Below are 21,991 nucleotides of genomic sequence, written 5' to 3'. Positions count from 1 at the left end.
AAAAGTAATTATAGCTTAAAGAGCGCTTAATGCCTTCTGTGCTTTTTGAATGGTTTGTGGATTTTTTTGCAGCTGACCAGCTTTAAGAATCACCTGCCAGAGCTGCTTTTTCATGGCATTGCTTTGGGCATAGCTAAGGCCGCGCTGCGCAAACGCTTGTGCATTGGCGGGTTTATTCTTGCGGTTCGCCAGCATCCCTAAATACAGATAGGTTTCAGGAGACTGTGGTGCCATTCGCTGTGCCTGGGTAACATAGGCTTCAGCCTGATCAAACTTTTGTGCTTTATACGCTGTCTGAGTCTGCTGCATCAATTTCTTGAAAGCAGGTAACTGACGGCCATCATCAAACTGCTGTGGTTTAGGTTTCTGCTGCGGCACGACCACTTTTTGACGTTTGATTTCAGGATGATCATAAGGCGTAATCACTACGCCATCAGATTTCTGCACCCGTGGCTTTTCAGGTGCAGGCTTGGCTGGAGCAGATGGTTCCTGCTGTATGGACTGACAGCCGACTAAAGCAACTAAAATTGAACCAATCAGGATTTTTTGAAACATATATCTCACTCAATTAGGGTGAATAACTACCGCTTGAGATGATACGTGTATCTTGTAAAGAATCACGTTGGTTTTCCGTTTCAGTTTCTTCAATCCAGATCCCAATTTCATCGCTTGGATCGTCAGAACCTTGAGGTTCTTCTGAATCAATCGTATGTGGGGCAGGGGCATAATGCGATGCGCCACAAGCAGTAGCCTGATTTGGCATGCTGTGACGAGTCAGTGGAATATACATGGCACCTTCACAGCCTTGAGCAGACAAATGACCTGTCGCGCGATCGACCCATTGCCATTGTACCTCACCTGGTTGATGCAGATTTACCGGCTTCTGGCGTAGCTGCTTCATGACACTGGTCCATACCGGTAGCGCACCAGATGATCCGGTCAAACCAGTAATCTTATTGTCATCCAGACCTAACCAGACCACAGCTAGGTAATTACCAGAATAGCCTGCGAACCATGAGTCACGGGTATCATTGGTCGTCCCTGATTTGCCAGCCAGACCAAGATTACGTGGCAGGGTACTATAAGCAGATTGACCGGTACCGCTGCTCATGACCTGCTGTAAACCATTGTTCAGGATATAGGCATAAGCCGGATCAATGGTTGGCTGAACCGTCAGGCCATAGCGATCGACCAGACGACCATTGGCATCCACCACGGAACGAATGGCTTTGACCGGATATTTAAAACCACCAGTTGCAAAATTGCCATACAGACTCATCACTTCCATAGGTGACATATCTACCGCACCCAGATAAATGGAAGGGTAGGACGGAATATCAGAAGTCACACCAAATTTCTTCAGGTGATTGATAAAGGTTGACATACCGAATTCCTGCGCCAAACGTACCGCGGACAGGTTATAGGAATTTGCCAGTGCTTGAGACATTGGAACCACACCATGCGGGCGGCCACTATAGTTCTTGGGTGTCCAGGTCTTGCCATCAGTTTTAATACTTAGCTCGCTGTCTTCGATCGGGCTCCCCCAATGGTAACGGTTTGATTCAATTGCGGTCAGGTAAATCACAGGTTTTAATAACGAACCCACCTGACGCTTGGCATCCAAGGCACGGTTAAAGCCGGTAAAGTCCTGGGTCGAACCAACTGCAGCAACCAGTTCACCATTTTCTGGATGAGTGACCAGCACCGCACCTTGCAAATCTTTTAAACGTTTCGGATTTGATCTGCTTAAGTTCGCTACTGTATTTTTGAAGCTTTGCTGAATACGGGTCTGTGCCAATGGATCCAACGTGGTAAAGATGCGTAGGCCCTGATTAGTAATATCACCTTCCTGATATTCGGTACGCAGCTGACGACGCACAATATCCAAGAAGTCAGGAAAACGTGCTGGACCCAGGGTTGGTTTTGTAATGACATTGAGAGGGCGTGCCTTCTCGGTTTCATATTGCTCTTGGGTCAGATAACCCATAACCAGCATATTGTTCAGCACAATATCACGACGTCTTTTCGCCGTTTCAGGGTTACGCCATGGATTGTAGAGGGAAGGACCTTGTACCAGACCAACTAAAAATGCCTGTTGGGAAATATTTAATTCGCGCAACGGCAGACCAAAATAGAATTGGGAAGCCAGACCGTAACCATTAATAGAATAATTGCCATTCTGGCCCAGATTCACTTCATTTAAATAGGCTTCAAGGATTTCATCCTTGTCATAATGCAATTCAATCAACATCGCCATAAAGGCTTCATTGACTTTACGTTTTAACGTACGCTCTGGACTTAAATAGAAGTTTTTGACCAGCTGCTGGGTTAAAGTCGAGCCACCCTGACGTTTACCGCCGGTAATATTGCTGACCACTGCACGTGCAATCCCGCGTGGAGATACACCATGATGGTGGTAGAAATTACGGTCTTCGGTGGCGATCAGTGCTTCAATCAAAGATTTAGGTACTTTATTCAGCTTGATCAGTACCCGGTCTTCATTATGTTGGGGGTAAATCCCGCCAATTAATAAAGGTTCCAAACGGGCAATTCCGGACGTGGAGGGCTTGGTGGCACTTACGTCATTAATCTGTTCACCATTGAAGCTGACTTTTAAAATCTGCTCAGGCTCAACCCGGTCACCAAAGTCAAAACCACGGGTATGTACATATAAAGTATTACCAGAAGTCACATAACTTCCGGACTTGGTATAGCTTTCAGCACTCTTATATCCAAGCAGTTTGAGCTCTTCCAGAAGATCCTGTTGGCTGACAGGTGCATTGACATAGATTTCCATCGGACGTGCGAAGACTTTCGCAGGAATGTCCCAGCGCTGGCCTTCAAATTTGTCACGTACAATATTATCTAGACGAATCAGATAGATACTAAAGGCAACAAAAGCTGAAATGACCAAAACGGAAAAGATTAAGGCAATAAACCCCAAACCACGTTCATACTTCATAAATGATGATAAGCGTCTGTAAAATTCTGCTAATCATGCGAAGCTTTTAGGGAATTTGCAATATTTAAAGAGAAATTGGTTAAAAAATATCAATTAAAAAATACACTTAGTCTGCATAATATTATTTCTAACTTGCTCTACTTATACATAAAAACTAGGGAAAATTGTCAACGAGCCAGAGCTTAATGCTATTATAGGAGCGATTCGTAGCGGAGCGACGAGACTGGTGCTAATTTCACATAAGACATTCCGAAATATCGGGTTAGTAGGACGTCCTGATAAATCTTCAGTAGTTGAAACCTTATGTCTTATTCATGATCATTTGTTGAACGTGGGCCTGCATCCAGTGTTTGATGCAGATACCGCTGCGCTGGTACCTTATGAAAATACCCAGACAGTGAGCCGCGCCTTGCTTGGTGAGGTGGTCGATCTGGTCATTGTGGTTGGTGGTGATGGTTCATTGCTGCATGCTGCCCGGGCACTGGTCAAATATAATATTCCTGTCATCGGTGTGAACCGTGGCCGCTTGGGCTTCCTGACGGATATCAAGCCGACAGAAGTCATCTTCAAGCTGGATCAGGTCCTTAAAGGTGAATTCCAGCTTGAGCGACGTTTTCTGTTAGAACTGGAAATCCGGTCTAAAGGCGAAATTATCCATGATGCGATTGCCCTGAATGATGTCGTACTTCATTCCGGTAAATCCGTGCACATGATCGACTTTGAGCTGAATATTGATGGACAATATGTCTATCGTCAGCATAGTGATGGTCTGATCGTGTCGACACCAACAGGTTCAACTGCCTATGCACTTTCTGGTGGTGGACCAATTGTACATCCAAGTATGGATGCGATTGTGCTGGTACCCATGCATCCGCATACCCTGTCATCCCGACCGATTGTGGTTGGAGGACATAGTGAAATTAAGCTGGTGATCCGTAAAAATCGCGTGATGCCGATGGTCAGCGCAGATGGACAGCACAGCATTTCTTTGAATGTGGGAGATACGGTTCACATTCGTAAACACCCATTTAAACTGCAACTTTTACATCCACCGGGTTATGATTTCTATATGGCGTGTCGGACCAAGCTCGGCTGGAACCAAGACTTTGATTATCAGAATCGGGATTAAATCATGAATATTGAACAAATGCTTTCTATGCTCAATCCTGAGATTGTAGACCGACTGCGTACTGCGATTGAAATTGGTAAATGGCCGAACGGTGTGGCATTGACGGAAGAGCAGCGTCAGACGTGTATGCAAGCCGTGTATGCCTGGGAAATTAAACATCTGCCTGAAACTGAACGTAGTGGTTATATCGACCGTGGTACCAAAGAAGAAGGTGAAGAATGTGATGATGATCATCACAAGAATGAACCAGAATTCAGGCCCATTCGTTTCGTTTAATTGAAACCAAAAAGACCACAAACGTGGTCTTTTTAATGTCTGAAATAAATGATTTTGTTCAAACCGAAAGACGAGTATTCCAGAGTTCTTTAGCTTTCTGCATCGCTGCTTCATAGCTCTCACATTTGCCCATGGTATATAGCGCAATACCGATAGTTTCAACCACTGCGGTTTCGCCATACTCATGCGAACGTTGACCATCCCAGACTTCTTTAAATACAGCCAGATTCAGCTCTTCTTCAATCGGACTGCGATTGTCCGTCAGTTTAGGCAGTTCGTGTTCATACAGTTCGCCATTCTTGATACCACAAATTAAGGTTTTGGCATCAGGGTTACGTTCAAACTCGCCACCTTCACCTTTAATCACAGCACTATTTTGATAACCGAGCTGAAAAGCAGCGCGCTGGTGTGAACCACGATAAGCCGGATGGAAAATGGCCTGTAAAGTCGCTTTGGCATTGAATGGATTAATCAGGCGCGCCAATGTATGAATAGGAGAACGTAAACCCATAACATTTCGCAGTCCGATCAGCTCAGCCAGGATAGGTGAAATCACATTTAAAGGCAGATAAGCAAAATGTCTTTCTTGCAGCTGCTGTTCGACTTCAACCTCACTGTGGCAAATAGAATAGCCTAGGTATTCTAATACTTGCTCAGTATAAACCCGATTCAAAGTATGCCCAGCTGCACCATGCATGACAATATTATAGCCATGCTTGGCCAAGGTGAGGGCAGACAGGATAAACCATGGATAATGCTTGCGCTTGCCAGCATAAGATGACCAGTCCAAGTCTACATCCAGATCTTTAAAATTAAGCTGATCCCGGGTTGCCTGAACAAAACCTGCCAGTTCTTCGACGGATTCTTCTTTTACTCGTAGTAGCATCAGGAAGGCACCTAGCTGCACATCCAGCACCTCATTTTTCAGGATCATACTAAAAGCTTGATAGGCTTCATCATAACTGAGCGAGCGTGCACCATTCTTTCCTTTACCAATAATACGAATAAACTGGGCAAAAGGATGTTCAGCATCTTTATAAATATTTCGCTTTGTGGTCATAGGGATAGATCAATCATGTTTATCAAGTATTGGCATATTTTACGCTGATATTGGTATTTCACCTTCTTATTTTGCAGAAGAATTATGGTTTTATAAGACTATAGTCTAAGGAATATTGATTATTATTTAGACAAATTTAACATTTTGGGTTAAACAAAAGTCTAAAAAGCGGTTAAAATTTCTCTTGATTTTTTGTGTTTGCTTCATCTCCTGATCAATGCACTAACTTCTGCTGAAGAGCGGTGTTCCTGTAATTGTTAAACGTACATACACAATCTATTTTCGGTATCAGATTAATTTCTTGATACGTAAGCACTTTTTTGTTTAAGGCAATGAAGTATTGGATGCTTATTTTCTTAAATAAGTGAAAACTGAATATTGCTTCTTGTTAGAAGTATATTGTGAACTAAGGTCATGGCTAAAAAACCTATTTATAAGTCACTTTATTTTCAAGTGATTGTTGCCATTATTGCCGGTATCCTCGTGGGTCACTTCTCACCAAGCGGTACGCAAATTATCAATGGTGCTGAACAATATGTTCCTGGTTTGGGCGAACAGCTGAAACCATTGGGTGATGGCTTTATCCGCCTGATCAAAATGATTATCGCACCAGTAATTTTCTGTACGGTAGTGAGTGGTATTGCAGGTATGGAAAGCATGAAATCTGTCGGCAAGACAGGTGGTATTGCTTTACTATACTTTGAAATCGTATCGACGATTGCCTTGGTGATCGGTCTGCTTGTGATCAATATTGCCAAACCTGGTGTTGGTATGAACGTTGATCCAGCAACTCTGGATACGGAAGGTATCTCGAAATATGTTGCATCAGGTGAGTCACAATCGACCATCGATTTCTTCATGAATATCATTCCAAATACGGTAGTGGGCGCATTTGCTGAAGGGGAAATCCTTCAGGTACTGCTATTTGCTCTCCTGTTTGGTTTTGCCCTGCATCAGCTGGGTGATAATGGTAAGCCGGTATTAAAGTTCATTGACCAGATTTCACATGTATTCTTTAACATCGTGAACATGATCATGAAACTTGCACCTATCGGTGCGTTCGGTGCCATGGCATTTACGATCGGTAAATATGGTATCGGTACACTGGCGCAGCTGGGTCAATTAATTCTGTGCTTCTATATCACCTGTATCCTGTTTATTTTCATTATTCTTGGTTCAATTGCACGTTTCACCGGTTTTAGTATCATGAAAATGATCCGTCTGATCCGCGAAGAATTGCTGATTGTACTAGGTACTTCATCCTCTGAATCTGTATTGCCGCGTATGCTGAAAAAGCTGGAACTGGCAGGTGCAGAAAAATCAGTAGTCGGTCTGGTTATTCCAACAGGTTATTCTTTCAACCTGGACGGGACTTCTATTTACCTGACTATGGCGGCAGTCTTCATTGCTCAGGCAACCAATACCCAGCTAGATCTATCTCATCAGATTACCTTACTTCTTGTGCTATTGATTTCATCTAAAGGTGCAGCAGGTGTAACAGGTTCTGGCTTTATCGTAATGGCTGCAACCCTGTCTGCAGTAGGGCATATTCCGGTAGCGGGCTTGGCACTGATTCTGGGTATCGACCGTTTCATGTCTGAAGCACGTGCTTTGACTAACCTGATTGGCAACTCATTGGCGACTCTGGTTGTTGCAAAATGGGTCGGTCAGCTGGACAAAGAAAAACTGGATTATGCATTAAACAATCCGGCAGAAATTGATGAATTAATGCAGCAAGAAGGCGTTAAATCTCACTGATTTCAGTCTGTTTAAAAAAGGAAGCTTCGGCTTCCTTTTTTTAAATTTTTATTAAAATAAATTGACTGTAAAGTTTGAAAAAAATCATATTAGCGCATGACACTGACCTTAAAAATCGCTAGCCTGTTTGTGGAAATATAATGATAAACACCACAAGGATAGAACAATGCTGGCATATGATGCAGACCTGGAATTATTCCGCGATAACTTTAAACGCTTTATGGGCGAACAGATTGCACCGCACTATGAACAATGGGAACGTGAGGGCAAGATTCCACGTTCAGTCTGGAATGCGCTGGGTGAAAATGGCTTTCTTTGTGTGGATGTTCCAGAAGAATATGGTGGCTATGGTGTGCCAACCCATTACTCCTTAATGTTACTTGAAGAGTCGGCACGTGCAGGGTTTAGTGCACTCTCTATTGGTTTGTCATGTCACTCGGATATCGCTGCACCCTATATCCTGCATATCGCCACTGAAGAACAGAAGAAATACTGGCTGCCTAAAATGGTGACTGGTGAGGTGGTCGGTGCCATCGGTATGACTGAACCAGGTGCTGGTTCTGACTTGCAGGCAATTCGAACCAGTGCCATTTTGCAGGACGACCATTATCTGTTAAATGGTTCTAAAACTTTTATTTCGAATGGTCAGCATGCCGATCTGGTGGTGCTGGCTGTAAAAACCGATCCACAGGCACGTGCCAAAGGTGTTTCACTGCTTTTAGTAGATACTCATCTGGAAGGTTTCAAGAAAGGCACCAATCTGGACAAGATTGGCCTGCACTCACAAGATACCTCTGAGCTGTTCTTTGATAATGTCAAAGTGCCAAAAGATCAGTTACTCGGTCAACCAGGCCAAGGCTTTGCATACCTGATGCAAGAACTGCCACGTGAGCGCACTGCGATTGCGGCTACGGCTTTGGGCGCGATTCGTGGTTCAATTGATATCACCACGACCTATGTCAAAGAACGTCAAGCCTTTGGCCAGGCAGTGGGCCAATTCCAGAACACTCGCTTTGTACTGGCACAGGCCAAGATTGATGAACTGGCAACAGCGGCGTTTTATAACCAGAATGTTGAGTTGTATATGCAGGGCAAGCTGAATGTTGAAACTGCAGCAGCCTTAAAAAGTTTTTCAACTGACATGCAGATGAAAATTGCGGATAATTTGCTCCAGCTGTTTGGTGGCTATGGCTATATGACTGAATATCCGATTTCCCGTTTCTTTGTCGATGCGCGTATCCAAAGGATTTATGGTGGTACGAACGAGATCATGAAAGAAATCGTGGCACGTAGCCTATTAGGTCGATAAAAGTATTTCATTCGCTATAAAGTAAAAGTGAGCCTATAAGGGCTCATTTTTATGTAAGGGAGCAAATGACATTTTTCATATTTTAAGACCTTAATACTTCTAGGCACTCATCAATAAACACAGGTAAATCGTCTGGTGCACGTGAAGAGATCAACTGGTTATTATCATTGACCAGTTCTGCATCATAATAACGACCGCCTGCATCTTGCAGCCAGTGCGCATGGTCACGAATACTGGTAATAATCCGGTCCTTCAGCACGTCAGCCGCACCGAGTAATAATGAAGCATCGCAGATGCTAAAGATGGTTTTATTGGCTGCATTAAATTCCTGAATCAACTTTAGAACAACAGCATCTGAAGTGAAGGTCAGGGGAGATTCTCCACCTGGAATTAGTAATGCGTCAAAATCATCGACACAGATCTGGTCAATACTTTCATCTATAGTCACTGAAGCTGTATGTTTCTGACCATATATGACCTTTCCAGCTTCATGGTCAATATTGCAGATACTGTGACTGGCAGCACGAAAGGCTTCTACAGGTTCAAAATATTCCTGATCATCAAAGTTATGAGTGACGAGCACAGCTATTCTTTTTGGCATGTATTTGCTCCTGCCTAAGTTTTGAACAGACTAGCGGGATAAGGTTTAAAAATCGTCCCTGCTCTGTAAATAAATACATGTTAAATGTAAAAAGCTCTGTTAAAACAAGTAAAAAAAGCATATGTGCAGGAGGTTGAGCGGTAATTTTAAAATGAACTATTGATCATCTAGCAACGTCTTTCCATTGCTGATTTTTGAGTCTTTGCATGATTTTTCTTATGGTTAAAATCGTTATATAGATTAAGAAATAATGATAATTCATCCATCCTAAAATCAGTTAAGATGCAAACGCAAACTTTACAATTTGATAATGTAATTTTTGCTGAATACGCTGTGGAAAATGTTACTAAACATTGCAGATGCGATGAGTGATTAGGCAACGCATAAATAACTGACTTTTAAAAGACAAAGTCATATTGCGTAACATTTGAAAGCTTACTATTGTTATACTGAAACAGTTACGGTTTATGAAGGGCGACATAACAATGATCAACGACGATCAAAACACTACGACTTCTCTTGATTTGGCTAAGATTCGTGAAGATATCGATTCAGTTGATCAGCAAATCCAGCAATTGATTAATCGCCGTGCGCGTTTGGCAGAAGCTGTAGCAAAAGCAAAGTTTGCTTCAGAAGAGAATCCACTGTTTTACCGTCCTGAACGTGAAGCGCAGGTTTTGCGTAATGTTATGGAACGTAATGAGGGGCCATTGTCTGATACCACCATGGCACGTCTGTTCCGTGAAATCATGTCGGCATGTTTAGCGCTCGAAGCACCACAAAGTATTGCTTTCCTGGGGCCTGTGGGTACCTATACGCATTCAGCAGTATTGAAACATTTTGGGCATGATGCTGTAGTACGTCCATTGCCAACCATTGATGAAGTGTTTCGTGAAGTAGAAGCGGGAAGTGCGCATTATGGTCTGGTACCAGTTGAAAACTCGTCTGAAGGTGTGGTGAACCATACTTTAGACTGTTTCAAAACTTCGCATCTCAATGTGATTGGTGAAGTGGAATTGCCAATTCATCATCAGTTCCTGATCTCTGAAAATACCCGTAAAGACAGTATCAAGCAGATTTATGCGCATCAGCAGACTTTGGCACAATGCCGTAAATGGCTAGATGCCCATTATCCAGGTGTTGAGCGTGTTGCACTCAGCTCAAATGCCGAAGCCGCACGCCGTATTCAGAATGAGTGGCACTCTGCCGCGATTGCCTCTGAAATTGCTGCGAATATCTACAATCTTGAGATCATGCACAGCAATATCGAGGACAATCCGGAAAACACCACACGTTTCCTGGTGATTGGTCGCGAGAAAGTGCCACAAAGCGGTAATGACAAAACTTCACTGCTGGTGTCAGCGCATGACCGCGCCGGTGCATTGCTTGAGATCCTTGCACCATTTGCCAAGCACAACATTAGTCTAACAAGTATTGAAACTCGTCCTGCACTGCCTGAAAAATGGGCTTATGTGTTCTTTATCGATCTGGAAGGTCATATCGATCAGGAACATGTTAAAGCTGCGATTGAAGAAATTCGCCCATTGGTGAAAGAAGTTCGCGTATTGGGTTCATATCCTCAAGCTGTACTTTAAGTCAGCCATTTGTGGTCAGTGCGAGGGTGCTGACCACTGTTTCACACGTAAATCGGAATTATAAAATGTCGTTCGTGCCAGCCAATCAAGGCATCTCAAAGTTAAAGCCATACCAGCCAGGTAAGCCAATCAGTGAACTTGAACGTGAGTTAGGGATCACTGATATTGTGAAACTTGCTTCAAATGAAAACCCGTTGGGCTGTTCAGATAAAGTCAAAGAAGCAGTGGCTGCGGAACTGGCGGAAATTGGCCGTTATCCTGATGGCGGTGGCTTTATCCTGAAAGATCAGATCAAGACACAATTCGGTTTTGATCATAACCAGATTACTTTGGGTAATGGTTCAAACGACTTACTGGAAATATTTGCCCGTGCATTTGTTTCTGAAAAAGATTCAGTGGTGTATAGCCAGCATGCGTTTGCGGTATATGCACTGGTGACTCAAGCGATTAATGCCGAAGCGATTGAAGTGCCAGCAAAAGGCTTCTCTCATGACCTTGAAGCGATGGCGGCTGCGGTAAAAGACAACACCAAGCTGATCTTTATTGCGAATCCGAACAACCCGACAGGGACCTGGTTCGAAGAAGCTGAATTTGAAGCATTCATGCAAAAAGTTCCAGCGAATGTGATCGTAGTACTGGATGAAGCCTATGTGGAATATTTCCCGGAAAACTTCAATAGCCTAAAATTCCTGAAACAGTATCCAAACCTGATTGTCAGCCGTACGCTGTCTAAGTGCTATGGTTTGGCTGCACTGCGTGTTGGTTTTGCCCTGGCTTCTGTTGAAGTGACTGATTACCTGAACCGTATCCGTCAGCCATTCAACGTCAACCATTTAGCGATGGTGGCTGCAGTTGCTGCACTGAAAGACGAAGCATTCATCGAGAAATCTCGTGAAGTAAATAAAGCAGGTATGGCACAGCTTGAAGCTGGCTTGAAAGCTTTGGGCCTGAACTATGTACCTTCACGCGCGAATTTCATCTTGGTCGATGTACAGGCTGATCCAGCGGAAACATTTAACAAGTTATTGAAAGAAGGCGTGATCGTGCGTCCAGTGGGTATTCCAAACCACTTGCGTGTATCGATTGGTACTGAAGCTGAAAATGCCAAATTCCTTGCTGCATTAGGCAAAGTGCTTGGCTTAGAGGCGAAAGCTTAAGTTATGTCGCAGCCACTGTTTGAAAAAGTTGCCTTTATCGGGCTTGGACTGATTGGTTCAAGTCTGGCGCGTGTCATTCAGGCCGAGCATTTAGCCAATGACATCGTGGCATCGACCCGCTCACAAAAAACCTTGGAAGATGCCAAGGCACTTGGTCTGATTTCCAACGGCTATGCAAATCCTGTAGAAGCCGTTAAGGGGGCAGACCTAGTGGTGCTGGCACTACCTGTTCGTGCAACGCAAAAGGTATTGGAAACCATCAAGCCTTATCTGGCTGAAGGTACCATTATTACCGATGTGGGTAGCACAAAGGGGAATGTGGTAGATGCAGCCAAGGCTGTGTTTGGTGATGCATTACCTACAGGTTTTGTACCGGGTCATCCGATTGCCGGTGCAGAACATACGGGTGTGCATGCTGGTAAAGTTGATCTGTTTGCCAATCATAAGGTGATTTTGACGCCGTTGCCAACCAGTGCAGCGTGGGCAGTCGATAAACTGATTCAACTGTGGCAGGCGGCAAAAGCGGAAGTGATTTGCATGGATGTGGAAAAGCACGATGAAGTGCTGGCGCATACCAGTCATCTTCCGCATCTGATGGCCTTTAACCTGGTCGAACAACTGGCCAAGCGTGAAGACAATTTAGATATTTTTCGTTATGCTGCGGGCGGCTTTCGGGACTTCTCCCGAATTGCAGCCAGTGATCCACAAATGTGGCATGACATCTTTTTTGCCAACAAAAAAGCAATTCTTAATGCTGTAGATGGCTTTGAGGCTCAGCTGGAAATTATCCGCAAGCTGATTGAAGACGAAGATTCCCAAGCATTGATGGGCTTACTGGGACATGCGCAGGCGGCTCGCCAGCATTTCAACCATATGCTCGCCAAGAAACCTTTCATGGAGAAAAATCAAGTGACACAACAATTTACCATTCAGCCGGGTGCTAAGAAATTCCAGGGCAAATTTACCGTGCCAGGTGACAAATCTGTGTCACACCGTTCCATCATGTTTGGTGCTATCGCTGAAGGTACAACCCATGTGACCGGTTTCCTTGAAGGGGAAGATGCTTTAGCGACTCTGCAAGCTTTCCGTGATATGGGCGTGAGCATTGAGGGTCCTAAAAATGGTGAAGTGACGATTCATGGTGTGGGGATGCACGGTCTGAAAGCACCACAGTCTGCACTGTATATGGGCAACTCAGGTACCTCAATGCGTTTGCTGTCCGGTATGCTGGCAGCGCAGAAATTTGATTCTGTGATGACGGGTGATGCTTCTCTATCTAAACGTCCAATGGAGCGTATTGCCAAGCCTTTGCGTGAAATGGGTGCACAGATTCAGACTACAGGGGAACGTGGTACCCCGCCGGTATCCATTACAGGCAATCAAAACCTGAAAGGGATCCAGTACGACTTGCCAATGGCATCAGCTCAGGTGAAATCAGGGATTTTACTGGCAGGTCTTTGGGCTGAAGGTGAAACTTCGGTGACTGAGCCTGAACCAACACGTGACCATACTGAACGTATGCTGCGTGCCTTTGGTTATGAAGTGAAAACTGAAGGTAACCGGATTTCACTGCAAGGTGGCGGAAAATTGGTCGGCACCAATATCCAAGTGCCATCAGACATTTCATCTGCTGCCTTCTTTATGGTGGGTGCGGCAATTACTGAAAATGCAGACGTGACTTTAGAAGCTGTAGGTATTAACCCAACCCGTACCGGTGTCATTGAAATTCTGAAGCAAATGGGTGCGGATATTACGGTTGAAAACGAGCGTATTGCGGGCGGTGAACCGATTGCAGACATTCGTATTTGTGGTACTCGTACCTTAAAAGGTATTCATATGCCTGAAGATCAGGTGCCATTGGCAATTGATGAATTCCCGGCATTGTTTATTGCAGCGGCATGTGCGGAAGGTCAAACGATCCTGACGGGTGCGGCTGAACTCCGTGTCAAAGAATCGGATCGTATTCAAGTCATGGCAGATGGCCTAAAAACCATGGGCATCGACTGTACGCCGACTGATGATGGCATCATCATCGAAGGTAAAGGCAAGGCAGGTGACTGGTCACCAATCTTTACCGGTGGTGAAATTGAATCGCATCATGATCACCGTATCGCAATGAGTTTCTCGATTGCAGGTCTGCGTAACTCAGGTGAAATCAAGATTGTCGGGACTGAAACAGTCGCCACCAGCTTCCCAACCTTTACTGAACTGACGTCTCAGGCTGGTCTGGCGATTGAAGTGACAGAATAATCCTTAAATTTATGTGAAACAGCCAAGCTTTTGCTTGGCTGTTTTGTTTATATTGGCTTATGCTAAACCCATACAAGAAAAAAGCCATTTGGATGTAGCGATGCGAAAATTAAAATTTATTGCCAATACTCAAAGCCAACAGCAATTACAGGATAGTCGTGAGACCCAAGAGTATGTCGCGCAATTTCTTGCTGATGAACTCGGAAAATATGGCTTTCAAACCTTGCCACAAAGTGGTGGACAGGTTGCTGTTGCAGTAGATGAACACGCATTGCCACTTTCGGTGAGTTGTGAAAGTCGCGACAGTGAAGGGCATTTTGTCTGTGAGATTGCATCTTATCCAGATGAAGAACAAGACTGGCTGGATCGGATTACCGAACAAAGCCTCCTTAATCAACTGGCACAGGCCGTAGAAGCTTCACTCAAGGAGCAAGAAAGCTTTAGTGAATTCGAATGGAAAAATTAAAAAAAGCGGCCATTGAGCCGCTTTTTTTAATTATGGAATTTTTTACAGCATTAAAAAGCGCGTAATCGCAATACGCAACTGTTTGAGGTAACCAGTAAAGAAATGATTGGCACCTGGTAAAATGGTCAATAAATGACGCTGTGGTTTAGCCCATTCAATTAGATCCGACAACAGGGTCACATCATCGGCTTCACCATGCAGGAACAGAATGTCACCTTTAATATGCGGTGTTACATAGTGGCGTAAACCTGCTACGGTGGCGGTTGGCAAACCGCATAAAACCGTCTGTTTAGGCTGTAATTCTATAGGTAGCGTGGCATAGCTTTTGGCCATGACATGTGCACCGAAACTAAAGCCACCTGCATAGAATGGCAAGCCAATATGTTGAGTACGAGCGAATTTAATCACTTCAAGTACATCATCAGTTTCACCATAGCCTTCGTCGTGTATTCCATCACTTTGACCAGAACCACGGAAACTTGGACGATAGACAACACAACCACGCTCTAAAAACATTTGTGCCAGCAATACTGGAACTTTATGTTGTGGTGTACCGCCTTGCAATGGATGGGGGTGACAAACAACCGCGAATCCTTTCACTTCACCCTGAGGATAATCCACAAAAACTTCAATTTGTCCCACAGGACCCTGAAGGAAAATTTGTTCGGACATAGGAAAATCGATAAATGAGGGGAGAAAGGCGTATTTTAACGATTGTATTAAGTAAAAACATGAATTGGAATTAAAATAACTCGACTGATATAGTTTGATTAATCACTTTTTAACCAGGTTGGCTATGCTCGCATTAATTTCCCCTGCAAAGACCCTCGACTACGAATCATCGTTACCAACAGATCAGCATACGCAAGCAAGATTGCTGGAACATTCCCAGGAATTGATAGAAGTTGCCAGCAAGTTGTCAGCAACAGAAATTTCCAGCCTGATGTCGGTAAGTGAAAAAATTGCCAATCTTAATGTTGAGCGTTTCCGTGACTGGCAGCCAGAATTTGATCTGTCAAATGCACGACAGGCGATTTTTGCCTTTAAGGGTGATGTTTATACAGGTCTGGATGCCTATAACCTAAAAGATCATGACATTAGCTATGCTCAGGAGCATCTGCGTATGCTGTCCGGCTTATATGGTTTGTTACGTCCATTGGATCTGATGATGCCATATCGATTAGAGATGGGAACAAAACTTGCCAATTCTCGTGGTCATAACCTGTATGAATTCTGGGGACATACTATTACTGAGCTGATCAATTATGATCTTGCAGCGGCGAATTCAGAACTTTTGGTGAATATTGCTTCTGATGAATACTATAAATCTGTGAAGGAAAATAAAATCCAGGCAGAAATCATTAAGCCTGTGTTTCTGGATCAGAAAAATGGCAAATATAAAGTGATTAGCTTTTATGCCAAGAAAGCACGTGGCCTGATGGCACGCTTTATTATTGAAAACCAGATTGATCGCGTAGAGGATCTGAAAGGTTTTAATACTGAGGGGTACTACTTTGATGCAGAGAGTTCTCTTAAAGGTGAGCTGGTGTTCAAGCGTGATGAACAGCTCGCTGCTTGAAGTCTTATTTAATAGAGAAAAGATCACCTGTGGGTGATCTTTTTTTTATATATGAATAATTAAGCATTAAAAAGCGCATAAAATGAGCTTTTTCTTTTTACAGATAAGAATTCTGCTACAAAAAGGAGCATTAATTTTAAAGGATAAAATTTAGTCTATTTCAAAGTAGAACGGCAAATATTGGAGAGTTAAAGGTTAAAATATAAAAGCCTTTATCGATGATTTTGATAATGGACCAGAAGAAATTGATTTAGAAAAATTTATAGATAAGGCTGTAAGAAACTCAATTTTACTCATCTTTTATTTAAAAGAAATTAGAGTTCATTTAAATTAAATATTCACTGGAAATAGATATTTATTTAAGATTTTTATAATTAATTTTAATTATAGGATTCTTTCATAAATCATTTTTAAATCTCTATAAAGGGAATTACCTCTCCTACAAGGAGGTTTGCGGAGCATGCTCCTCAGGGAGAGGTTTTTTCTAAAAAACTCCCTCATTCTCTTCAAATTAATACTTCTCATCCCAAAGGGAGAAAGGGCTTTTAATATCTATAAATATGAATAGGATAATCATTTTTTGAGTTATGAAAGAAGTATATTTTAATAAAAATATTTAAGCAGATTAATACTTTGTATTTACGATAAAAGCATAATTTTTTTATTGTAGAATTCCTGATATTAATAAAGCTAAACTGAGTCAATTAGGTTACAAATTAATAATATTGATTACAATTCATATAGAATTTCACCTACTTTGTCACATGATTAGTTGATAATTTATTCATACAATTTTAAAAATGTAAAAGAATGCCTATAATTATGAAAAGTTATGTAATTCCAGTTTGCGCTTTATTGGTCGGGGTACTGGGATACTATGTGTATAAGCAAAGTGAAAACAGGCGCCAGCAGGAAATAAGCCGCATCATTACCGATGCCAAGATTTCTTTGCAGGCAATTGAGGGTAAGCATATTCGTCATTAAGACGATATCTGCTTGAGTAAGCTATTAACTGCATAAAATCAATGAACTTTTCAAATGACTGAACAGTTGAAACTTGAATAGAGAATTAAAGTTAAATTTTAGAAACAATAAAAAATCAATGTGTTATAATTCTGAAAACAAAATATTGGATCAGATTTGAGTTATTGTAACCAATTGATTCAATTCATTTATTAATGAGCTGCATAAGGTTATGCAGCTTTTTTGTTTAGTTTTTTTGTGCTTAGTGCATAGTTACTGTTTTGCTGTGCTTTAAGATTACTTGACCCGTCGAATAGCGATGCTGGCATATTCGTTGCTAACTCATCCGCAAAATCCTTTACCTAAGTAAGTAGAAGGATTTTATGGAATGCTCAGGCATAAAGTTTACTCAATAGGGGCTAGGTCATGACGACTCCTAATCCATCTTCCGAAAACATGCTGGAACGTCTGTTCAAACTGAGTGAAAACAAAACCAGTTTCCGTACAGAAGTTCTTGCAGGTGTAACGACATTCTTAACCATGTGTTACATCATTATTGTCAATCCAATGATTTTATCCGAAACAGGGATGGATCATGGGGCTGTCTTCGTTGCAACCTGTCTTGCAGCCGCAATTGGCTGTCTGGTGATGGGTCTTGTAGCAAACTATCCAATTGCGCTTGCACCTGGCATGGGCTTGAACGCTTTCTTTACCTATTCTGTATGTCTGGGAATGGGTGTGCCATGGCAAACTGCATTGGGCGCCGTTTTTGTGTCAGGTCTGGTATTTATTGCCATTAGTATGTTCAAAATACGTGAGGCAATCGTCAATGCTATTCCAATGTCCTTAAAACTGGCGATTGGTGGTGGTATTGGTTTGTTCCTTGCGCTTATCGCGCTGAAAAACGCAGGAATTATTGTCGATAACCCAGCAACTTTAGTTGGTCTAGGCGACCTTAAACAGCCATCGGTATTGCTTGCATTACTTGGTTTCTTAATGGTTGTGGTGATGCATCACTTTAAAGTTCGTGGTGCAATTATCATCAGTATTTTAGTACTGACGGGCATTTCGGCTGCCATGGGCCTGAGCGAATTTAAAGGTGTGGTCGGTGCTGTACCTTCAATTGCGCCAACCTTTATGCAAATGGACTTTGAAGGTTTGTTTACTGCAAGCTTGATCGGTGTCATCTTCGTATTCTTCTTGGTCGATTTATTCGACTCGACAGGTACTCTTGTTGGTGTTTCTCACCGCGCAGGTTTATTAAAAGATGGTAAATTACCTCGCTTGAAAAAAGCACTATTTGCTGACTCATCTGCAATTGTGGCAGGTGCAGCATTAGGTACGTCTTCAACTACACCATATATTGAGTCTTCAGCAGGTGTAGCTGCAGGTGGTCGTACAGGCTTAACCGCAGTGATTGTCGGTTTCTTGTTTATTGCCTGCTTATTCTTGGCACCACTTGCTCAATCTGTACCAAGCTTTGCAACAGCACCAGCCCTTTTGTTTGTGGGTGTGTTGATGATTCAAGGTATCGTGCATATTGATTGGGACGATATTACAGAAGCTGTTCCAGCATTCTTGACTATCGTATTCATGCCATTCACGTATTCAATTGCTGATGGTATAGCGATGGGTTTTATCAGCTATGCTTTGATTAAATTACTCACAGGTAAGGCTTCAACTGTACCGTATATGGTGTGGATTGTAGCTGTGCTTTGGGCATTGAAATTCGCGCTATTCGGTGGCTGATTTTTGTCAAATTCAGAAAGGGTGTAAACTCAGTTTGCGCCCTTTTTTATTTTTCTCAGGTTTAATCAGGAGTAGTGATGAACCGTCTTGAATTAATACAGGCGATGCCAAAAGCAGAGCTGCACGTGCATATTGAAGGTACTTTTGAACCTGAGTTAATGTTTGCAATTGCACAACGTAATGAGATTGCCATTCCTTACCAGTCGGTTGAGGAAGTCAGGCAGGCCTATAATTTCCATAATCTGCAATCCTTTTTAGATATTTATTATGCTGGTGCCAATGTTCTGATTTATGAACAGGATTTTTACGATCTGGCCTGGGCATATTTTGAAAAATGTGCCGAAGACAATGTTGTACATACCGAAATGTTCTTCGATCCACAAACCCATACCGATCGTGGAATTGCTTTCGAAACGGTACTGAATGGTCTGCAACGTGCGTGTGATGATGCCGCAGAAAAACTTGGTATTACTTCACATCTGATCATGTGTTTCCTGCGCCATTTAAGTGAAGAAACAGCATTTGAAACTCTAGAACAGGCTTTGCCATATAAAGATCAAATTATTGGGGTGGGGCTGGATTCAAGTGAAGTCGGGCATCCGCCTTCTAAATTTGAACGTGTCTTTGCTAAAGCGCGTGAAGCAGGTTTCCTGATTGTGGCACATGCGGGTGAAGAAGGTCCGGCAGAATATGTCTGGGAAGCTTTAGATCTGTTGAAAGTGAACCGTATTGATCACGGTGTGCGTTCTGAGGAAGACCCGGCATTGATGCAGCGTTTGATTGCAGAAAAAATGCCGCTGACAGTATGCCCACTTTCAAACTTAAAGCTTTGTGTGGTAGATGATATGCAGCAACATAATATTCGTCGCCTGTTACAGCAGGGCGTGCATGTCACTGTGAATTCGGATGATCCATCTTATTTTGGTGGTTATATGAATGACAATTTCATTGCCATTGCTGAAGCTCTGGATCTAAGCAATGATGAGTTAAAACAGCTGGCAATCAATTCCTTTGAAGCCTCATTTATCAGTGAAGCAGACAAGGCTAACTGGATTAGTAAGATCAAAGCATTGGTTTAAGTAAACTGTACATAAGAGGTGGAGTTCGCTCCGCCTTTTTCTGTTGAATGAGTAAATTCATGAAAAAATATATTATCGCGATATCTGTGGCTGTTTTGGCTTTCTGGACACATAGTCATGCCGATATAAGTCTGACTCAAAAAGCTTTAAAGCCAGTGATTGCCTATCAATGTGGGCAAGAGCTCAAAGATTCCACAGTCTGGAAAGTTTCGACCTATCTGATGCAGGAGGCTAATAAAGCCAAACTGGAACACAATGTCTGTGATTGTGTGGGTAAACATGCTTTAAAAGATGTGCCGACATCAACTTTGCTTAAAGCAACAGTAAATGAAGAAGCGAAAAACCAGTTGGCACGTCAAGCCGTAGCGAATAGTCTGAAAGGCTGTGTACAGGAATTAGTGAAATAGGTCAGGGTTTTTCAATGGGCGTCGTTTAATTGCACAACTGACTCCATGGGCTGAAATAGTGATTTATTCACGCTTTAATTTTCGGCAAAATAGTGCATCTTTAATTCACAACATAGGATTTACAGTGAAAAAATTAGCAGCTGTACTTGCACCCATGGCTTTTGTTTTAACTGCTTGTGTTACCACTGATGGTACAACAGGTTCAACTGCTGCAACTACAGCGAACGGCTTGGCAATGGCCGCAGTAAAAGTGGGTGTGCAGGCTAAATGCGTCACTGAAATCAATAATAATACTTACTGGAAAACAGCATCTAAGTTGATGACTGAAACTCAGCAAACTGAATTACAAAACGAAGTATGTTCATGTGTAGCTGAGAAAGCGACTACCAGCGTAACAGCAGCTGACCTGGTTGTTGCTGCAATGGACAAAAATTCTCAAGCAACCTTGGTAACTAAAGTGGTAAGTAGCACATTGAATGCCTGTGTTGTAGAAACTTTGAAAAACTAAGCAAGATTTGCTTAAATGAGCGGCCACTTTGGCCGCTTTTATATTTGGGCTGAATAATTGAAGGAAATATGATGCGAATTGCAGGTGTAGATGAGGCAGGGCGTGGTCCATTGGTGGGTTCAGTGGTGGCGGCTGCAGTTATTCTTGATCCGAATAATCCGATTGAAGGCCTGAATGACTCGAAAAAACTCACTGAAAAGAAACGTGAGAAGTTATTTGTTGAAATTCAGGAAAAAGCATTGGCTTGGGCAATTGCCGAAGCGTCTGCAGCAGAAATTGATAAACATAATATTTTGCAGGCTTCATTGCTGGCGATGCGTCGTGCGGTAGAAGCACTTGATATTCAACCAGATCATGTACTGGTTGATGGCAACAAGATTCCTCGAGGTTTGGCGATGAGTTGTGATGCTGTCATTGGTGGGGATGCACTGCATGCCGAGATTTCAGCAGCCAGTATTTTGGCAAAAGTTACTCGTGATCATCAGATGGTTGAAATGGATCATAAATTCCCACACTTTGGTTTTGCCAAGCACAAAGGTTATCCGACCAAAGCTCATTTTGAAGCAATTGCCTTGCATGGGGTAATTGAAGAGCATCGACGTAGTTTTGGTCCTGTGCGTAAAGCCATTGCAGCTATGCAGGAACAGAGTGAACTGGAGCTATAAGACATTTATAGAATATTTTATAAATACATAGAATGTCTAAGTGAACTGCGGTAAAAGTGTAGAAAAAAATAAAAGCGGCCTAGAGCCGCTTTATTATTTTTCGCAGAAATTAACGATTAAAGTTATTCTGAGAAGAGGTATCATCTTCAAATGAAGGCTGATAGTCCTGGTCAATATGTTGAAGATGCTCATGCATTGCACGTTCATGCTGAATACGCTGGTAAATTTCTTCACGGTGGACAGAAACTTCCTTTGGCGCATTCACCCCAATACGTACCTGGTTGCCCTTTACGCCAAGCACAGTCACGCTGACTTGGTCTCCAATCATCAAAGTTTCTCCGACACGGCGAGTCAGAATCAGCATGTTTATCTCCTTGCAAAACGCTAAACGTGCATTCAATTTAGAATGTATGTTGAAACACAACTTGAAATCACAAGAGAAAATCGAACAGATCACCACGCACCATCTTGGTTGGGA

At 42.7% G+C, this 21,991-nt stretch carries 21 protein-coding genes; 15 read left to right on the top strand and 6 right to left on the bottom strand.

Going from position 1 to position 21,991, the window contains the following annotated elements:
• Positions 1 to 15 precede the first annotated feature (15 nt).
• Together ACS72_RS01805 and mrcB are read right to left on the bottom strand one after the other, a co-directional pair.
• Complete coding sequence (locus ACS72_RS01805) at positions 16 to 555, bottom strand: tetratricopeptide repeat protein (protein ID WP_048881043.1); 540 nt, start codon at positions 553 to 555, stop codon at positions 16 to 18.
• 13 nt (positions 556 to 568) lie between these two features.
• Positions 569 to 2,962 (bottom strand): penicillin-binding protein 1B, encoded by a 2,394-nt coding sequence (gene mrcB, locus ACS72_RS01800; RefSeq protein WP_008302563.1) that lies wholly within the window; start codon positions 2,960 to 2,962, stop codon positions 569 to 571.
• Between the two features lie 226 nt (positions 2,963 to 3,188).
• On the opposite strand from mrcB, the gene ACS72_RS01795 reads away from it, so the two are divergent.
• Complete coding sequence (locus ACS72_RS01795; protein WP_004815364.1) at positions 3,189 to 4,091, top strand: NAD(+) kinase; 903 nt, start codon at positions 3,189 to 3,191, stop codon at positions 4,089 to 4,091.
• 3 nt (positions 4,092 to 4,094) lie between these two features.
• Positions 4,095 to 4,367 carry a YeaC family protein gene (locus tag ACS72_RS01790; RefSeq protein WP_004815365.1) on the top strand — a complete coding sequence of 91 codons (273 nt, stop codon included), beginning with the start codon at positions 4,095 to 4,097 and terminating at the stop codon, positions 4,365 to 4,367.
• Positions 4,368 to 4,425: 58 nt separating this feature from the next.
• Here ACS72_RS01790 and ACS72_RS01785 read toward each other — a convergent pair whose 3' ends face one another.
• Entirely contained in the window at positions 4,426 to 5,427 is a 1,002-nt protein-coding gene (locus ACS72_RS01785; RefSeq protein ID WP_008302556.1) for a glycosyl transferase family protein, read from the bottom strand.
• A gap of 414 nt (positions 5,428 to 5,841) precedes the next feature.
• Between ACS72_RS01785 and ACS72_RS01780 the strand changes: the two genes are divergently transcribed.
• Together ACS72_RS01780 and ACS72_RS01775 are read left to right on the top strand one after the other, a co-directional pair.
• On the top strand, positions 5,842 to 7,185 hold the full coding sequence (locus ACS72_RS01780) for a dicarboxylate/amino acid:cation symporter (protein ID WP_004892515.1): 1,344 nt from the start codon (positions 5,842 to 5,844) through the stop codon (positions 7,183 to 7,185).
• A 166-nt stretch (positions 7,186 to 7,351) separates the two neighbouring features.
• Complete coding sequence (locus ACS72_RS01775; RefSeq protein WP_008302554.1) at positions 7,352 to 8,494, top strand: acyl-CoA dehydrogenase family protein; 1,143 nt, start codon at positions 7,352 to 7,354, stop codon at positions 8,492 to 8,494.
• 82 nt (positions 8,495 to 8,576) lie between these two features.
• Here the strand turns inward: ACS72_RS01775 and ACS72_RS01770 are convergent, their stop codons facing one another.
• Positions 8,577 to 9,095, bottom strand: coding sequence for a DJ-1/PfpI family protein (locus ACS72_RS01770; protein WP_004815370.1), 519 nt, complete (start codon positions 9,093 to 9,095; stop codon positions 8,577 to 8,579).
• A gap of 485 nt (positions 9,096 to 9,580) precedes the next feature.
• On the opposite strand from ACS72_RS01770, the gene pheA reads away from it, so the two are divergent.
• The 4 genes from pheA to ACS72_RS01750 all read left to right on the top strand — a co-directional run bounded on the left by pheA (position 9,581) and on the right by ACS72_RS01750 (position 14,563).
• On the top strand, positions 9,581 to 10,690 hold the full coding sequence (gene pheA, locus ACS72_RS01765) for a prephenate dehydratase (RefSeq protein ID WP_004892523.1): 1,110 nt from the start codon (positions 9,581 to 9,583) through the stop codon (positions 10,688 to 10,690).
• Between the two features lie 65 nt (positions 10,691 to 10,755).
• Positions 10,756 to 11,847, top strand: coding sequence for a histidinol-phosphate transaminase (gene hisC / locus ACS72_RS01760; RefSeq protein WP_048881041.1), 1,092 nt, complete (start codon positions 10,756 to 10,758; stop codon positions 11,845 to 11,847).
• A gap of 3 nt (positions 11,848 to 11,850) precedes the next feature.
• Positions 11,851 to 14,097, top strand: coding sequence for a bifunctional prephenate dehydrogenase/3-phosphoshikimate 1-carboxyvinyltransferase (locus ACS72_RS01755; RefSeq protein WP_048881040.1), 2,247 nt, complete (start codon positions 11,851 to 11,853; stop codon positions 14,095 to 14,097).
• Between the two features lie 100 nt (positions 14,098 to 14,197).
• Complete coding sequence (locus ACS72_RS01750) at positions 14,198 to 14,563, top strand: hypothetical protein (protein WP_008302545.1); 366 nt, start codon at positions 14,198 to 14,200, stop codon at positions 14,561 to 14,563.
• Between the two features lie 42 nt (positions 14,564 to 14,605).
• Here ACS72_RS01750 and ACS72_RS01745 read toward each other — a convergent pair whose 3' ends face one another.
• Entirely contained in the window at positions 14,606 to 15,235 is a 630-nt protein-coding gene (locus ACS72_RS01745) for an alpha/beta hydrolase (protein ID WP_004892534.1), read from the bottom strand.
• 124 nt (positions 15,236 to 15,359) lie between these two features.
• Here ACS72_RS01745 and yaaA point away from each other — a divergent pair, with 124 nt between their 5' ends.
• The 7 genes from yaaA (at position 15,360) to rnhB (ending at position 21,513) form a co-directional block, all read left to right on the top strand.
• Positions 15,360 to 16,142 carry a peroxide stress protein YaaA gene (yaaA, locus tag ACS72_RS01740; RefSeq protein WP_008302539.1) on the top strand — a complete coding sequence of 261 codons (783 nt, stop codon included), beginning with the start codon at positions 15,360 to 15,362 and terminating at the stop codon, positions 16,140 to 16,142.
• Between the two features lie 822 nt (positions 16,143 to 16,964).
• Positions 16,965 to 17,126, top strand: coding sequence for a hypothetical protein (locus tag ACS72_RS17910; RefSeq protein ID WP_155756525.1), 162 nt, complete (start codon positions 16,965 to 16,967; stop codon positions 17,124 to 17,126).
• Between the two features lie 405 nt (positions 17,127 to 17,531).
• Positions 17,532 to 18,854, top strand: a complete 1,323-nt coding sequence (locus tag ACS72_RS01735) for an NCS2 family permease (RefSeq protein ID WP_004892544.1) — start codon at positions 17,532 to 17,534, stop codon at positions 18,852 to 18,854.
• A gap of 77 nt (positions 18,855 to 18,931) precedes the next feature.
• Positions 18,932 to 19,933: an adenosine deaminase gene (locus tag ACS72_RS01730; protein ID WP_048881039.1), complete on the top strand. Its 1,002-nt coding sequence runs from the start codon at positions 18,932 to 18,934 to the stop codon at positions 19,931 to 19,933.
• A gap of 59 nt (positions 19,934 to 19,992) precedes the next feature.
• Positions 19,993 to 20,340: a hypothetical protein gene (locus ACS72_RS01725; RefSeq protein ID WP_048881038.1), complete on the top strand. Its 348-nt coding sequence runs from the start codon at positions 19,993 to 19,995 to the stop codon at positions 20,338 to 20,340.
• A 124-nt stretch (positions 20,341 to 20,464) separates the two neighbouring features.
• Complete coding sequence (locus tag ACS72_RS01720) at positions 20,465 to 20,848, top strand: hypothetical protein (RefSeq protein WP_048881037.1); 384 nt, start codon at positions 20,465 to 20,467, stop codon at positions 20,846 to 20,848.
• A gap of 71 nt (positions 20,849 to 20,919) precedes the next feature.
• Positions 20,920 to 21,513 carry a ribonuclease HII gene (gene rnhB, locus ACS72_RS01715; RefSeq protein ID WP_048881036.1) on the top strand — a complete coding sequence of 198 codons (594 nt, stop codon included), beginning with the start codon at positions 20,920 to 20,922 and terminating at the stop codon, positions 21,511 to 21,513.
• Positions 21,514 to 21,622: 109 nt separating this feature from the next.
• On the opposite strand, the gene csrA is transcribed toward rnhB, so the two are convergent.
• Positions 21,623 to 21,877, bottom strand: coding sequence for a carbon storage regulator CsrA (gene csrA / locus ACS72_RS01710; RefSeq protein ID WP_004892562.1), 255 nt, complete (start codon positions 21,875 to 21,877; stop codon positions 21,623 to 21,625).
• Positions 21,878 to 21,991: the final 114 nt, after the last annotated feature.

Origin of the sequence: Acinetobacter sp. VT 511, assembly GCF_001077515.1 — a bacterium.
GTDB lineage: Bacteria > Pseudomonadota > Gammaproteobacteria > Pseudomonadales > Moraxellaceae > Acinetobacter > Acinetobacter schindleri.
This window is presented reverse-complemented; position numbering and strand designations above follow the sequence as displayed.